Consider the following 14,100-nt stretch of genomic DNA (forward strand, 5'->3'; position numbering starts at 1 on the left):
CTTTGCGACGGAACGAGTTATCGCAGCGCAAGTTAGCCCCTAGCGAATATCACATCTCAATGCTGCGATTAACATTTGTTGTATTCACGCGTTTGGGAATGAACCGAAGGATCTCGAAATGGAAAAAATGATGGGCGAGTCAACCCAAAGACGTCCGACAGAAGAAAATGGCATGCTTCTATGCTTTTCTCACCTTCGGTGGAACTTTGTCTACCAACGCCCTCAACACATTCTGACGCTGGCTGCGAAGGCGAAGCAGGTGGTTTATTTTGAAGAGCCGGTGTTCGAAGACGTGTCGCAGGCGTTTATGCGTTCAAACCGCGTGTCTTCATCGATCGAAGTGGTCACGCCGGTCCTGCCTGTCGGAACCGGTCCGATCGATGCAGAGGCCGCTCAGCGACGGTTCGTCGACCGCGTCGTTGCATCCACCCCGGCACACTTGTTGATGACCTGGTACTACACGCCCATGGCCTTGCGCTTCAGCGACCACCTTCTTTGCGACGTCTGCGTTTACGACTGCATGGATGAGCTTTCAGCGTTCAAGAACGCCTCTCCGGAGCTTGTTCCTATGGAGAAGCGGTTGCTGGAGCGCGCGGATGTCGTGTTCACCGGCGGCCAGAGTCTGTATGAAGCCAAACGCGGCATGCACGCCTCGATCTTCCCGTTCCCGAGCAGCATCGACTTCACGCACTTTCACCAGGCCAGGGCGCCAGGACAGGACCCTGTCGATCAGCACCTGATACCTCACCCCAGAATAGGCTATTTCGGCGTCATCGATGAGAGGCTGGACGTTGATCTGGTAGCGCGCACGGCGCAAATCATGCCGGACGTTCATTTTGTCATGATCGGGCCGGTGGTCAAGATTGATCCGGACTGCCTGCCGAAGGCAGACAATTTGCATTGGCTGGGTGGCAAGACTTACGCGGAGCTTCCATCCTATCTCGGGCATTGGGACGCCGGATGGATGCCATTCGCGCTCAATGCCGCCACTCGCTATATCAGCCCGACCAAGACGCCGGAATTCCTGGCGGCCGGCATCCCGCTGGTTTCGACCGCGATCGTGGATGTGGTCCGAACCTACGGTTCGGAAGGCCTTGTCGACATCATTGACGACGAGGATGCCGAACTGAAGCTTCGGTCGCTCCTGGCTCGCCCACGCGACGCCCTGCTGAAGCGAGTGGACGCCTACCTCATGGACATGTCGTGGGAAAACACATGGATCGCCATGGCGGGTCACATCCAGCGCGTGCGGTCCACCAAGAACGTGCTTCCGTTCCGGCGGAGTGCGTGACCATGTTCGACTGGCTGATTGTCGGCGCCGGCTTTGCCGGCAGCGTGCTGGCGGAGCGCATCGCTTCGCAGCGCAAAGAAAGCGTTCTGCTCATTGACAGGCGCAACCACATCGGCGGCAACGCCTATGATTGCTATAACGACGCAGGAATTCTGATCCATCGATATGGCCCGCATATCTTCCACACAAATGCGCAGTCGATCGTCGACTACCTTTCGCAGTTTACGGCATGGCGGCCTTACGAACATCGCGTGCTCTCAAAGGTCGACGGCCAGCTGCTGCCGATCCCAATCAACCTCGACACGATCAACAAGCTCTACGATCTCGACTTGACGTCTGAGCAGTTGGAACATTTCTTCATGTCCCGGCGCGAAACGGTGGAAGAAATTCGGACCGCCGAGGATGTGGTCGTCAGCACGGTGGGTCGTGAGCTGTATGAAAAATTCTTTCGCGGTTACACCAGGAAGCAGTGGGGCGTCGATCCGTCCCAATTGAACAAGTCAGTGACGGCGCGCGTCCCCACCCGCACGAATCGCGATGACCGGTATTTCAATGACAGCTTTCAGAGCATGCCGTCTGGCGGCTACACTCGCATGTTTCAGCGCATGGTCGACAATCCCAACATCAAGATCATGCTGCAGACGGATTACAGGGAAATCCAGTCGAGCATACCATTCCGTCGAATGATCTACACCGGGCCTATCGACGAATACTTCGACTGGTCGCTGGGTCGCTTGCCCTATCGGTCCCTGCGGTTCGAGCATGTGACACTCGATCGCGAGCAGTTCCAACCGGTTGCCGTCGTCAACTATCCGCAGACGGAAGACTACACGCGTATCACCGAATACAAACATCTGACAGGTCAGAAGAGCCCGCAAACCAGCCTCACCTACGAGTTCCCAACCGACGTCGGCGATCCATATTACCCGGTGCCTCGGGCGGAAAACGAAGCGCTGTTCAAGCGGTATGAAGCGCTTGCAGCTGCCATTCCAGATGTCTGGTTCGTCGGCAGACTAGCGACATATCGCTACTACAACATGGACCAGGTCGTGGGCCAAGCTCTTGCGACTTTTGGTCGAATTCAAAAGAGCCTGCCGGCAACATCGGTGCAGGCTGAGGCTGCCGAATGAGCAGCGCTCTGGAAATGTGGGGCGGCGTTGAATGTAGCCATGTCCGCGTGCACGAGGTGGTGCGTGATCAGTTGGAGGAGACTGGCCATCTGCATCGCATCGATGATCTCGACCTGATTGGCGACCTTGGCATCAAAACGCTTCGATACCCTGTTTTATGGGAGATGGTTGAACGCGATCGCGGCTCCTATGACTGGAGCTGGAGCGATGCTAGGCTTAAACGTATCCGCGACTTGGGCATCCAGCCAATTGCCGGCCTGATGCATCACGGCAGTGGGCCCTCATGGTCGCACGTGCTCGACCCTGATTTCCCGGGATTGTTTGCGCACTATGCGGGTTTGGTTGCGCGACGATACCCGTGGGTCGAAGCCTTCACACCAATCAACGAGCCGCTCACGACCGCCAGGATCAGCGGACTATACGGAGTTTGGCACCCGCACGGCACGAGCGAGACTATGTGCTTGCAGCTGGCAGTGGCTCAATGCCGGGCGACGGCCCAGGCGATGAAAGCGATCCGCGAACATACTCCACTGGCTCGCCTTGTGCAGACCGAGGATGTCGGCCGGATCTTTGCCTCTGAGCGCCTCTCCTACCAGGCGGACCATGAAAACGAACGCCGCTGGCTGGCGCTGGATCTGTTGGCGGGACGCGTCGACGCCGAGCATCCTTTCTACGGCCGTCTGTTGGATGCAGGAATTTCGGAAGCACATCTCTCAGAGCTGCAGCGCGAGCCCTGTACGCCGGACATCATCGGAATTGACTATTACCTCACCAGCGACCGGATGCTTGACGAACAAATCGATCGATTCCCGGACGAACAGATCGGGGGCAACGGCATTGAAGCCTATGTCGATACCGCGGCCGTTCGCCCTGTCGGCCAGCGCGATACCGGCCTCAAGCATAGGATAGATGAGGTCTGGAACCGCTACCACCTGCCGATCGCGGTTACGGAAATCCACAATGGTTCGACACGCGATGAACAACTCCGCTGGTTGGTCGAGGGATGGCAGGCCGCTCAGATCGCAAAGGCAAGCGGGGTTGACGTCCGTGCTGTCACGGCATGGTCCCTTTTCGGTGCCGTCGACTGGAACTCAATGCTTTCAAACCAGGCGGGCTACTACGAAAGTGGCGCCTTCGACATCCGCTCCGGGGCACCACGTCCAACCGCGCTCGCCTCCGTGATTGCAGATCTCGCCAGGCGTGGCGCCACCAACCATCCGGTATTGGATCGGCCTGGCTGGTGGCAAGACGAGCACGATTGCGCGCGCAACCGTGGGCGGCCTCTCTTGTTGATCGGCTTCGGTCGCCTGATCTCGGTGATCGAGGAATGTTGTATCGTTCGCAGATTGTCGGTCCGCGCCGCAAGGCCGGAGCGAGTGCGGCAGCTGATGAAAGACCAAGGCGCGTGGGCGGCGATCCAGGTCGACGAACGAGGCTTCAGCGGCTCAGGAGTATTGACGAACGTCGCAAAAATGCTTTGCCTGTTTCCCCAAGGCAGCGATCTTCTGCTGCAATTCGATCCAAAGTCCTCGGCTCAGGACGCGGCAAACGCGCTTCTCGATCTGGTCATCGACGGCCAACGCGGTGCAATTGCGTTGCTGCAATCGGGTCCCCACAATCAGTACCAAATAGGACAAATTGCCGACGAGGAGCAACTGCTCAGACGCCAGGCCGGTGAAGATATGAGTTATGTAGCGTGACCGACAGGCTCGGCTAGATCGATCGGGTCACCCGCGCCGATCATTCAGCGAGGCAGCAACGCAATTACACGCCGCCGGCAGTGTGCGGCTGGAGATTCAAGCCTGGCGCGCAAAGCTCTGTGAGCTTATCGCCGACGAGGCGCCGCATCTCCATCATCAACCGATTTTATCGACCTTCGGGAACAAAGCGGGCGAGCGCAGGTTGGGTCTCAGCACATGTGTGCAGGAAAGGACCTCCCCATGAAAACCCGCTATCTACTGGCTTCGCTGGCCACGGCCACAGCCATGACTTTCGCCCTGCCCGCCTTCGCCGCCGACAGTGCGCAGGATTTTGTCAACAAGGCCGCCATCGGCGGTTTGTTCGAGGTGGATTCGAGCAAGATCGCCCAGGGCAAGGCCCAGGACCAAAGCGTCAAGGATTTCGCGCAGAAGATGATCGACGATCATGGCGCGGCCAACGCCAAGCTCGAGACCATCGCCGGCGAGGAGAAGCTGACGGTGCCCAAGGAACTGGACGCCAAGCACAAGGCTGATCTGGACTCGCTGCAGACTGCCAAGGATGCCGTCGACAAGCCCTATGTCCAGTTGCAGCGCGATGCGCATTCGGAAGCGGTCACGCTGTTCGAAAGCTACGCCAAGGACGGTGACAATGCGCAGTTGAAGACGTTCGCCTCCGAGACCTTGCCGACGCTCAAGATGCATCAGGAAATGATCGAGAAGATCGCTTCCACAACGGGCGACGCAGCTGCCGCGACGAGTTCAACAACGCCAGCCGTAACCACGACCGACACCGCCAATCCGGCTGCTCCCGTTCCCGGCGCCAACTCCTTCACCGAGGACCAGGCCAAGGGTCGCATCCAGGATGCCGGCTTCTCCGACGTGTCCGCACTGACGAAAGACGACAAGGGCATCTGGCGCGGCCAGGCGACCAAGGACGGCAAAGCCACCACCGTTGCGCTCGACTACCAGGGCAACGTCGTTGCCGGCACAAACTAGAGAGACTGTAACCAGATCGAGGAGATCAAGACCATGAAAACCGTAACCGGACTTTTCGACAATTACGAAGACGCTTCCGATGCCGTGGGCGAGCTGGAGGCCAGCGGCGTTCCGCATGCCGATATCAGCATTGTCGCCAACAACTCGAACGATTGGTACGACGACGGCGACACCTCCAAGGCAGCGGATGACGCAGCCGGCGGCGCCGGCGTTGGCGCCGTTATCGGTGGCGCCGGCGGGCTCTTGACCGGGCTCGGCCTGATGGCCATTCCGGGGGTCGGTCCGGTCGTCGCAGCCGGCTGGCTGGCCGCCACCGCGGTCGGCGCTGTGGGCGGCGCGGTCGTCGGTGGTGCGGCCGGCGGCATCGTCGGCGCCCTGACCGATTCCGGCGTGCCGGAAAAGGATGCGCATGTCTATGCCGAAGGTGTTCGCCGCGGTGGCACGCTGGTGACGGCCAAGGTTAGCGATGAGCTGGCGGACGAAGCCGAACGCATCCTTGGACAGACCAACTCGGTCGATCTGCAAGAACGTCGTGGCGCCTATGAAGCCGATGGCTGGACCCGATTCGATGCCGATGCCGACCCCTATACTGACATCGAGGCGGAGCGTGACAGAGCGAGCAACGCCAACCGACGCGTAAATCGAGTTTGATGCGACAGGCTCCCGGCCTGGTTCGAAGAACCGTTGCCGGGAGTCTGCCCTCAGCCCATAAACGTTAGGACCGTGACGTCGGTGGAAGTTGCGGTGTGCTTCTGCTTCCACGCCAATGCAGAACCGGACAGGCATCCCGAGCCGCGATCGATCGACGACGAGCCCGCCAGTCTTCAACACGTGCGCTGCTTTGGTGGCCCCATTGCGAGGACGGCCCATGTTTGATGGATTCAGGCTTGAGATCGTAGACTTGGCGGAAGCTTCACTTCGGGTGCGGTACGGAGGCTCTGGGCCGCCCTTGCTTTTACTTCATGGACATCCTCGGACCCACGCTACCTGGCATCGGGTGGCGCCACTTCTGGCCGCCGAATACACTGTCGTTTGCCCTGATCTCCGAGGCTTCGGGCAGTCGTCTGTTCCGCAGGATTCTGACAGCCACATCGGCTCTTCGAAGCGGGCAAAGGCGAGGGACTGCATAGCGCTGATGGATCACCTTGGCTTCGATCGCTTTGCCATTGGCGGACACGACCGCGGCAGCTACACGGCGTTCCGGACGGCGATGGATCATTCCCAGGCGATTTCCCATCTCATCGTCATGGACTGCGTTCCTATTCTCGACGCTCTCGAGCGCTGCGATGCACGCTTCGCAGAGCTGTGGTGGCACTGGTTCTTTTATGCACAGCCGCAGAAGCCCGAACGCGCGATCATGAGCGATCCCGAAGCGTGGTATGGCGGATCAGCCGACGCAATGGGAGCTGAGGCTTATGCCGATTACCTCAAAGCTATCCAAAATCCGAAAGTGGTTCACGGAATGCTGGAAGATTATCGAGCTGGACTGACCATAGATCATTTGCACGATTTACATGATCGAGAAGCTGGCCGGCGCATCGCCTGCCCGACGCTGGCGCTTTGGTCGACCGGCGATGACCTTGAAACGATTTATGGCGATGTCCTCGATGTATGGCGGCCATGGACGACGGCGCTCACCGGCCAAGGCATAGAGAGCGGACACCATATGGCGGAGGAGGCGCCTCAAGCGGTAGCCGAAGCTATCGGGGCGTTCCTGCGCCCACCCAAAATGCCGATGGACTGATGCCGCGCCGCTTAGCCGTCAATAGCCGCCGATAATCGGCAGGATTTCGCCGGTGATGTAGCTGGAGCATTGCGGCGACGCCAGAAATACATAGGCCGGCGCAATTTCTTCCGGCTGGGCTGGGCGCTTCATAGGCGTCTTCGCCCCGAACTTTGAGACATCGCTTGCCTGCTTTTCGGATGGATTGAGTGGTGTCCATACCGGCCCTGGCGCGACGGCGTTGACACGAATGCCCTTGTCGATGAGGTTGCCTGACAAGGCACGGGTGAAGGCATGGATACCGCCCTTGGTCATCGAGTAGTCAACCAGTTCTTTCGACCCGTCTATGCCTGTCGTCGACCCGGTGTTGACGATTGCAGAGCCCGGCTTCATGTGAGCTACGGCTTCCTGAGCCATATGGAAGTAACCGTAGAGGTTGGTCTTCACTGTCGTGTCGAAATGGTCCTCGGTCAGGTCGGCAAAGTCGTATGAATGGATCTGGAAAGCAGCGTTGTTGACGAGCACGTCCAGGCCGCCGAGTTGTTTCACCGTAGTGGCCACAGCCTTGCGGCAGAAGGTTCGAACAGCGACATCCCCACGGAGCGTAATGCAGCGTCGGCCCTCGGCCTCCACTGCTTGCCTCGTCGTTTCGGCGTCACCATCCTCCGACAGATAGACGATCGCAACGTCAGCGCCTTCGCGCGCGAACAAGACGGCGACCGCGCGACCAATACCGGAATCGCCGCCTGTGATGAGTGCAACCTTTCCTTCCAGCTTGCCGGAGCCACGCCAGAAGGGCGCGCCGTAGAGTGGTGCGGGCTTGATATTCGCCTCTTGGCCGGGTTTGGGATGATGCTGCTTGGGAAACGGCGGTTCCGGGTATTTGCGGGCGCCCGCCTGCATGGCGCCGCTAGGCTCCGATTTCGGTTTGGCCCGGTCGTTCGCATCGACCTTGCGCTGTACGCGCCGCTGCTTTTGAGAGGCTTTGGAAGTGTCGGTTTTGATTGCCGTCGGCATGGCTGTCTCCTCAGGGTTACCTTCGACAACGTGCGTTGAGGGAAACCGTTGCGGCGACCGTGTCCGTGACATTTCTCCGATCAGCGCTTTGATCCTACATCGCGGCGCATCGCCGTCACCCCACTCTCAGCTTCGCAGCAGCAGGAACGATTTGAGCTGGAACTCGTTTGCCCTCACCGGAAACAGGATGAAGAAGATGGTTGCGCCGCGTGCTGCCTGGAAGGGCTTCTTGAAAGTTGGTTCGGTTACCTGCGGTGTGAAGATCGTTGGCGCTACCAGCGAGGCGTCCAAAATTCATTTCAAAATTCTGAACCGCAAAGATGGCCTCCCGGTCAAAAGCATCTACGCCGATGAGAAGACGGGAAAGCCTGTCGACCCCGAGGATCAGGTGAAGGGGTTCGAGGTCGAGAACGACGAATTCCTTCACATCGAGCCCGAAGACATCAAGGCGCTGAAACTGACATCGGACCACACGCTGGAAGTCGGCGAATTCGTGGAAATTGACCAGATCGATACGCGCTACCTCGAGAAGCCTTATTATCTTATCCCCGCCGACGGTGCAGCGGTCGAGGCCTACGGCGTCATTCGCGACGCGATGAAAAACAAGCGCGTCGCGGCTCGGTCGTGTGTCGTTCTCTATCAGCGCGGCCGGGAGGTTTTGATCCAGCCTTATGGCAAGGGCATGGTGATGACGGAGTTGCGAAACCACAACGAGATGGTGTCCGAGGACAGTGTCTTTGGTGGTTTGACAAAGGCGAAATACGATCCCGAGTTGCTCGACATCGCCGGCATGCTGATCGACAAGAAGGTGACGACCTTCGACCCTTCCAAATTCGAGGACACCTACGAAGATGCGCTGATCGCGATGATCGACGCGAAGCGCAAGGGCAAGGCGCCGCCAAAGCCGGCGCCTCGACCGAAAGAGAACGTCATCGACCTGGCTGACGTGCTGAAGAAGAGCTTGAAACAGGAAGGCCTGGCGCCCAAAGAATCCGCTTGGAAACGCAAGACGGCTTAGCCCGACCAAGAAGGATTCTATGACCCTACTGACTTCAGATCAATGCCGTGCGGCAAGGGGCTTGCTGGATTGGCCACAGGCGAGGCTCGGAGCGAAATCCGGGTTAAGCGAGGGAACGGTCAGGGATTTCGAAAAGGGAAAGCGTGGTCTCCCGACCGAGAAGCTGATCGCGCTGCGATCGGCGCTCGAACTGGCCGGCGTTGCCTTCCTGGGCAACGGCGAGGCAGCCCAGGGCGGACCCGGCGTCCGCCTCAGAGAGTCAATAGTCTCACGTGCTCACATCCATGAGGGTGAAGCCGGGATCACTCGCAACAGCGAGATGTAAGCCGGCATCGACGCCAATTGACGGTCACATCTGGTCGTTCTGAGGCTGCTTGGTCTGCCCGACCATCTTTGCCAGCTCCGAAAAAGGTGGAATGTCCGTTTCCCCTTGAGCATTGTTGGCGATCTGCAAAAGTCGGATCGGGAAGCACATCACGTCACGATTGGCGGGCGACATATCCTCGTAGCTCCGCTCGTCTCCCGTCAAAGAGGCTTCAACCTTTCGCAGCGCGGTGTCGATATCGTCTATCGAGAGCAAGCCTTTGTAGACAAGCAAATTGTTGATCGAAGCCACTGCCGTCATAAGACCCTCGAGCTGAAGATTTGCGACATTCATGGCCGAGGCTTCTTTCCCGATAACGGCACTGCCGAACGCGGGGGGTTCTGGCCGTCCGCCTGGTGCGTCTTGTCATCCACATCATTGACGGGGCGTGTCAGTCCAACCCCGCTCTTGGGCTTCTTGTTGCCAGCCGCATCCTGGGAGAACGCATCCGAAGGGTCAGCCCCGGTTTTGGCGGGATATTTGCTTGCTCCGGTTTCGCGATGGTTTTCGTTGCCAGACATTATCTTTCCTCCAGTGTGACGACCCATAACAACCAGTGTGACGACCGATAACAAAGTGAAAGCTGCTCAGTTCCGCGGCGGGTGGAACAATCACCACACTTGGTCGTTGGCCCAAAAAGGAGCCAACGCAAATGGGCAAGGTCAAGAAGCCGAGCGATGCAATAGTCAAAGGGCCAGAGCCTACGGGTGCCGAAACGAGCGCACGAGCCTTGGCGGCAAGGACGACAATCAGGCGCCACGCAGCGCCAAGACGGCAGGCGCTCCATCAAAGACGTGAGGCCTCGCGCGGATCTCTTTCCGGCCTGGCAAAGCAACGCCCGGTCTGTGACCGCCAAGACACCGCGACCGACCGACGAACCCGGAGAATAGTGATGGCGCCAAAGCCCGTGCCCAGTGAAGAACCGCCGGTCGATGCACCGACATGGACGCCGGACGTGCGTGAACCTGATCCCGACCTGCTACCGGATGAAATGCCGGTTCCCAATCCCGACGAGAACCGCGATGCGCCGAAGCGAGCTCTGACATGAGCGAAATGACGGTTCGCGCTGGGGGTAGCCTTTGTGGGCTCAAGGAGGACGACCACTCGCTGGGCAAGGTCCGGTTTCGTAAATGGAGACTATCAAATTAGCGACCGGTTGTGGAGCACTGCCCGGCAAAAACAGGACCAGGTCGCAGCACATCAATTCTTCAATATCTGTTCAAACGTGCACTGCGACGGGTTCTTGTCGGGGCGCCATCTCAAGAACTTGGTGCCATGCCGGAATCGATCGCCAGTGACGTGATCGAAACGAACTTCCGCCACCAGCTCGGGTCGCAATGGCTCCCATTGTCCACTCCTTTCCGTGCTCCATCGGCTAGGACCGCCCGGCGCCTTGCCGGTAAAGCCAGGAGGCGAACGCAACGCTTCAAGTTGTCGGGTCAACTTTGGCCGGTCTTCCCGCGCAATCGTCGAGGTGAAACCCACGTGATCGAGTTTGCCCTGATCATTGTAAAGGCCAAGCAAAAGAGAGCCGACTTCGCGTGAGTTCGCCAGGTAGCGGAACCCGCCCACCACACAGTCCGCAGTGCGCAGGCGCTTGACCTTGACCATGGCGCGTTCGCCAGGCCGATACTCGTCATTGAGAAGCTTGGCGACGACGCCGTCCGTTGAGCCGTGGCCGGACTTGCTCAGCCATTTCGTAGCGGTCGCCAAGTTCCGGGTACACCGCGACAACACAAGATCGGGAAGACCTCCTGCTTTCACTACTGCTTCCAGCGCTTTGCGACGCACAGACAGAGGCTGATCAATCATGATGGCATCCGCACTCGCCAACAAATCAAACAGGATCAATTTGGCCGGGGTGGCTACAGACAGTTTTCGTATCCGGCTTTCCGCCGGATGCAACCGCATCTGCAGCGCATCGAAGGAGAGTGCGTTGTCCACTTCTATCGTGATTTCACCGTCAACAACAAAGTCGGCCTGCAGATTACGCAAGGTCGAAACGACTTCCGGAAAATACCGGCCAAGCGGCTTGCCCGATTTTGCTCGCAACTCCACCTCATCGCCGGCTTTGAAGGCAAGGCAGCGGAAGCCATCCCATTTGGGTTCGTACTGCCACTCCCCGGCAGGCAAGGCGTCGGCAGCTTTGGCCTCCATCGGCGCGGTGTCCAAAGGCAGGCGAAAACTTGGCTTCATCGTTTTCGCGGTCATGCGGCGAGCTTTGCTGAACCCAGCCGTTTGATCGCACTGCCGATCGACCGCTCGCCTTCACAATAGTCCGCCCATGCGACGGTCTTCTGCAGGAGGCTCGGCACGGTCCGGACCGTGTATTTTTTGGGATCGAGATCCGCTTTGACCTGCCCCCAAGTCAGCGGCATGGAGACAGTCGCCCCTTCTCTCGCTCGAGGTGACAGTGGAGCGACGGCGGTCGCCATCCGATCATTTCGAAGGTAGTCGAGAAATATGCGCGATGTCCGTAGCTTCTTGGCCATGTTGACGAGGTAGAGATCCGGGCTGTCCGCTGCCATTCGCACGCAGACAGCCTTCGCAAAGGCCTTGGCTTCGGGCCAGTCTGTCTTGCTGCGCTGACTGGCCAATGGCGTGACAACATGCAGGCCCTTGCCACCAGTGGTCTTGCAAAAGCTGACCAGGCCCAGATCTTCGAGACGATCACGCATCTCCTTGGCGGCAGCGACCACCGCCGCGAACGCGACTTCCGGGCCGGGGTCCAGATCGAAGACCAATCGACCGGGCACCTCGGGATGACCGGGCTGGCAGTTCCACGGATGCAACTCCAGGCCACCGATCTGGGCAATCGCAGCCAGGCCCTCGACGCGGTCGATCTGCAGATACGGCTTGTGGTCGCCGAAGACTTTGACCAGTTCGAGCAGGTTGGATGTCCCCGGCATGGCGTGACGCTGAAAGAACTGCTCGCCGGCGTAGCCGTCGGGCGCACGCACGAGCGAACAGGGGCGGCCTTTGAGATGTTTGATCATCCAGGGGCCGACGGCCTCGAAATACTCTGCAAGGTCGAGTTTGGTCACCGGATGGCCGCCGGCGCCGGCATCCGGCCAAAGCGGCTTGTCCGGCTTCGAGACGATGACACCCATGACGATCGGGCTTTTCCCCGTCCTGCGAACGCCCTTGGCGGGTTCGGCAATCTGGGTCTCCTGAGGGTCGGCGGGGCGCTCGGCCTCTACCTCACTTGCCGGCTTGTCTTCGCGCAAGCCCTTGAAGGCCGCCTGCCTGACATTGCCGCCGCCCGTCCAGCCCGCGAACTCGATCTCGGCAACCAGTTCCGGTCTGGTCCAGAACACTGTCCGTTCCTTCTTAGGGGCGCCATCGCCCGTAAACGGCGATACGGCGGTTTTCACCGCCTTTAACCTTGGCAGCAGCTGCTTGACCTTTGCCTCGCTGTAGCCGGTTCCGACGCGGCCGACATAAGCGAAATGCTCGCCGCGATTGACGCCGACCAGCAAGGACCGGAACTTGCCGTTGGTCGTCGACCAGCCGCCGATGACGACCTCATGCCCGGCGCGACACTTCGATTTCGCCCAGCTGTCGGTTCTGCCCGAGACATAGGCTGCATCGGCCTTTTTTGAGATAATCCCTTCAAGCGAAAGCCGGCAGGCGGAACGCAGCACGGCGTCGCCGCCATTGCTGAAGTGCTCGACATAGCGGATGAGGGTCTCCTCGCCACGATCGACCGCATTGAGCATCGCGTTCAGCCGGTCCTTGCGTTCCAAAAGAGGCAGCTTTCGCAGATCGACACCGTCCGCAAACAAAAGATCAAAGGCGAAGAAGACCAGATCCTTTGTCCGGCGCTCTGACAACGCCGCTTGAAGAGCGGCAAAATCCGGTGCGCCGTTCTCGCCGAGCGCCACGATCTCGCCGTCAATTATGGCATCGGGAAAGGTTGTCGCCTCTTTCGCGATCGCGCCGAACTTCTCCGTCCAGTCCAGGCCTTTTCTGGTCTTCAACGTGGCGACGCGGTCTTCGACGCGCAGCTGAACGCGATAGCCGTCAAACTTGATTTCGTGAACCCAGTTGGTTCCTGCCGGCGGACGGGAAAGCGTTGCGCAAAGTTGCGGCGCAATGAAGTCGGGCATCTTGATTGCACCGGTACGAACGGCCCGTCTGGAACGCGGCGAAGGTTTAGTCGATTTGGCGCGCTCATCGGCGGCGTGGCCGCGATTGCTGTCCCATACTGCATCCGCATCGGCGGCCGATCCGCCTTGCAACATGAAGGGTTTCGGGCCCGCTCCCTTTCCTGCTGCAATCCTGTCCATGCTCCGCCCCGAAGCTATGGACCGATCCTGGGCGAGCACAGCGTCACCATTGCCATCCGTCGCGTATTTGTCGCGGTGTTTGATCAGCAGCCAGTTGGTGCGCTTCCCGCCATTGCGGTCATGCTTCATGCGCACAAGGACAAAGCTACCATGCAAGCGCTTGCCATGGAGCGTGAACTTCAGATCGCCCTTTTCCAAGGCTTGTTCGGGAGACATCGACCCTTCGGGCTCCCAATATCCGCGATCCCACAGCAATACCGTACCACCCCCATACTGCCCCTTGGGTATCGTGCCTTCGAAATCGCCATAGTCCAGCGGGTGATCCTCGACTTCGACCGCAAGACGCTTGTCATGAGGATCCAGCGATGGCCCTTTGGTGACGGCCCAGGACTTGAAGACGCCACCGAGTTCGAGGCGGAGGTCGTAGTGCAACCGCGTGGCGGCGTGTTTTTGGATGACAAATCGAAGCCGGTTTGAACCCGCCCTCGACCTCTCGCCGCTGGGCTCCTTTGTCTTGGTGAAATCCCGTTTGGCCCGATAGGTTAAAAGTTCACCGTGCTTCATTGAAATGC

At 59.3% G+C, this 14,100-nt stretch carries 14 protein-coding genes; 9 read left to right on the forward strand and 5 right to left on the reverse strand.

Features of this window, described 5'->3' with window-relative positions; genetic code table 11:
* The first annotated feature begins 118 nt into the window (after nt 1-118).
* The 6 genes from AC1D05_RS22210 (at nt 119) to AC1D05_RS22235 (ending at nt 6,861) form a co-directional block, all read left to right on the forward strand.
* Nucleotides 119-1,291, forward strand: a complete 1,173-nt coding sequence (locus AC1D05_RS22210; protein WP_477443901.1) for a glycosyltransferase family protein — start codon at nt 119-121, stop codon at nt 1,289-1,291.
* Nucleotides 1,292-1,293: 2 nt separating this feature from the next.
* Complete coding sequence (glf, locus tag AC1D05_RS22215; RefSeq protein WP_477443902.1) at nt 1,294-2,421, forward strand: UDP-galactopyranose mutase; 1,128 nt, start codon at nt 1,294-1,296, stop codon at nt 2,419-2,421.
* A complete protein-coding gene (locus tag AC1D05_RS22220) occupies nt 2,418-4,121 on the forward strand; it encodes a family 1 glycosylhydrolase (protein ID WP_477443903.1) in 1,704 nt (567 codons plus the stop codon). The genes glf and AC1D05_RS22220 overlap by 4 nt, the downstream gene beginning before the upstream one ends.
* Nucleotides 4,122-4,361: 240 nt before the next feature.
* Nucleotides 4,362-5,117: a DUF4142 domain-containing protein gene (locus tag AC1D05_RS22225; RefSeq protein ID WP_477443904.1), complete on the forward strand. Its 756-nt coding sequence runs from the start codon at nt 4,362-4,364 to the stop codon at nt 5,115-5,117.
* Nucleotides 5,118-5,150: 33 nt separating this feature from the next.
* A complete protein-coding gene (locus AC1D05_RS22230; protein ID WP_477443905.1) occupies nt 5,151-5,768 on the forward strand; it encodes a hypothetical protein in 618 nt (205 codons plus the stop codon).
* A gap of 217 nt (nt 5,769-5,985) precedes the next feature.
* Entirely contained in the window at nt 5,986-6,861 is an 876-nt protein-coding gene (locus AC1D05_RS22235) for an alpha/beta fold hydrolase (RefSeq protein WP_477443906.1), read from the forward strand.
* 18 nt (nt 6,862-6,879) lie between these two features.
* On the opposite strand, the gene AC1D05_RS22240 is transcribed toward AC1D05_RS22235, so the two are convergent.
* Nucleotides 6,880-7,857 (reverse strand): SDR family oxidoreductase, encoded by a 978-nt coding sequence (locus AC1D05_RS22240; protein WP_477443907.1) that lies wholly within the window; start codon nt 7,855-7,857, stop codon nt 6,880-6,882.
* Here AC1D05_RS22240 and ku point away from each other — a divergent pair.
* Nucleotides 7,832-8,875, forward strand: a complete 1,044-nt coding sequence (gene ku / locus AC1D05_RS22245) for a non-homologous end joining protein Ku (RefSeq protein ID WP_477443908.1) — start codon at nt 7,832-7,834, stop codon at nt 8,873-8,875. The genes AC1D05_RS22240 and ku overlap by 26 nt on opposite strands.
* Nucleotides 8,876-8,894: 19 nt before the next feature.
* Complete coding sequence (locus AC1D05_RS22250) at nt 8,895-9,200, forward strand: helix-turn-helix domain-containing protein (RefSeq protein WP_477443909.1); 306 nt, start codon at nt 8,895-8,897, stop codon at nt 9,198-9,200.
* 24 nt (nt 9,201-9,224) lie between these two features.
* Here AC1D05_RS22250 and AC1D05_RS22255 read toward each other — a convergent pair whose 3' ends face one another.
* Together AC1D05_RS22255 and AC1D05_RS22260 are read right to left on the reverse strand one after the other, a co-directional pair.
* Complete coding sequence (locus tag AC1D05_RS22255) at nt 9,225-9,533, reverse strand: hypothetical protein (RefSeq protein ID WP_477443910.1); 309 nt, start codon at nt 9,531-9,533, stop codon at nt 9,225-9,227.
* The gene (locus tag AC1D05_RS22260) at nt 9,530-9,760 is read right to left on the reverse strand and encodes a hypothetical protein (RefSeq protein WP_477443911.1); all 231 of its coding nucleotides are present in this window, start codon (nt 9,758-9,760) and stop codon (nt 9,530-9,532) included. Before AC1D05_RS22260 ends, AC1D05_RS22255 begins: the two co-directional genes overlap by 4 nt.
* Nucleotides 9,761-10,131: 371 nt before the next feature.
* Between AC1D05_RS22260 and AC1D05_RS22265 the strand changes: the two genes are divergently transcribed.
* Entirely contained in the window at nt 10,132-10,287 is a 156-nt protein-coding gene (locus AC1D05_RS22265) for a hypothetical protein (protein ID WP_477443912.1), read from the forward strand.
* 152 nt (nt 10,288-10,439) lie between these two features.
* Here the strand turns inward: AC1D05_RS22265 and AC1D05_RS22270 are convergent, their stop codons facing one another.
* Both AC1D05_RS22270 and ligD read right to left on the reverse strand, forming a co-directional pair.
* Nucleotides 10,440-11,450, reverse strand: a complete 1,011-nt coding sequence (locus AC1D05_RS22270; RefSeq protein ID WP_477443913.1) for an ATP-dependent DNA ligase — start codon at nt 11,448-11,450, stop codon at nt 10,440-10,442.
* Complete coding sequence (gene ligD / locus AC1D05_RS22275) at nt 11,447-14,092, reverse strand: DNA ligase D (protein WP_477443914.1); 2,646 nt, start codon at nt 14,090-14,092, stop codon at nt 11,447-11,449. The genes AC1D05_RS22270 and ligD overlap by 4 nt, the downstream gene beginning before the upstream one ends.
* Nucleotides 14,093-14,100 lie beyond the last annotated feature (8 nt).

This window comes from Mesorhizobium sp. P2_E9 (assembly GCF_056403815.1).

What these genes read in the sequence shown, in the direction of transcription:
- AC1D05_RS22265 (WP_477443912.1), top strand. Translation starts at nt 10,132, where the DNA reads ATGGCGCCAAAGCCCGTGCCCAGTGAAGAACCGCCGGTCGATGCACCG.
- AC1D05_RS22220 (WP_477443903.1), top strand. Translation starts at nt 2,418, where the DNA reads ATGAGCAGCGCTCTGGAAATGTGGGGCGGCGTTGAATGTAGCCATGTC.
- AC1D05_RS22235 (WP_477443906.1), top strand. Translation starts at nt 5,986, where the DNA reads ATGTTTGATGGATTCAGGCTTGAGATCGTAGACTTGGCGGAAGCTTCA.
- AC1D05_RS22270 (WP_477443913.1), bottom strand. Translation starts at nt 11,450, where the DNA reads ATGACCGCGAAAACGATGAAGCCAAGTTTTCGCCTGCCTTTGGACACC.
- AC1D05_RS22260 (WP_477443911.1), bottom strand. Translation starts at nt 9,760, where the DNA reads ATGTCTGGCAACGAAAACCATCGCGAAACCGGAGCAAGCAAATATCCC.
- AC1D05_RS22210 (WP_477443901.1), top strand. Translation starts at nt 119, where the DNA reads ATGGAAAAAATGATGGGCGAGTCAACCCAAAGACGTCCGACAGAAGAA.
- glf (WP_477443902.1), top strand. Translation starts at nt 1,294, where the DNA reads ATGTTCGACTGGCTGATTGTCGGCGCCGGCTTTGCCGGCAGCGTGCTG.
- ligD (WP_477443914.1), bottom strand. Translation starts at nt 14,092, where the DNA reads ATGAAGCACGGTGAACTTTTAACCTATCGGGCCAAACGGGATTTCACC.
- AC1D05_RS22250 (WP_477443909.1), top strand. Translation starts at nt 8,895, where the DNA reads ATGACCCTACTGACTTCAGATCAATGCCGTGCGGCAAGGGGCTTGCTG.
- AC1D05_RS22230 (WP_477443905.1), top strand. Translation starts at nt 5,151, where the DNA reads ATGAAAACCGTAACCGGACTTTTCGACAATTACGAAGACGCTTCCGAT.
- AC1D05_RS22255 (WP_477443910.1), bottom strand. Translation starts at nt 9,533, where the DNA reads ATGAATGTCGCAAATCTTCAGCTCGAGGGTCTTATGACGGCAGTGGCT.
- AC1D05_RS22240 (WP_477443907.1), bottom strand. Translation starts at nt 7,857, where the DNA reads ATGCCGACGGCAATCAAAACCGACACTTCCAAAGCCTCTCAAAAGCAG.
- AC1D05_RS22225 (WP_477443904.1), top strand. Translation starts at nt 4,362, where the DNA reads ATGAAAACCCGCTATCTACTGGCTTCGCTGGCCACGGCCACAGCCATG.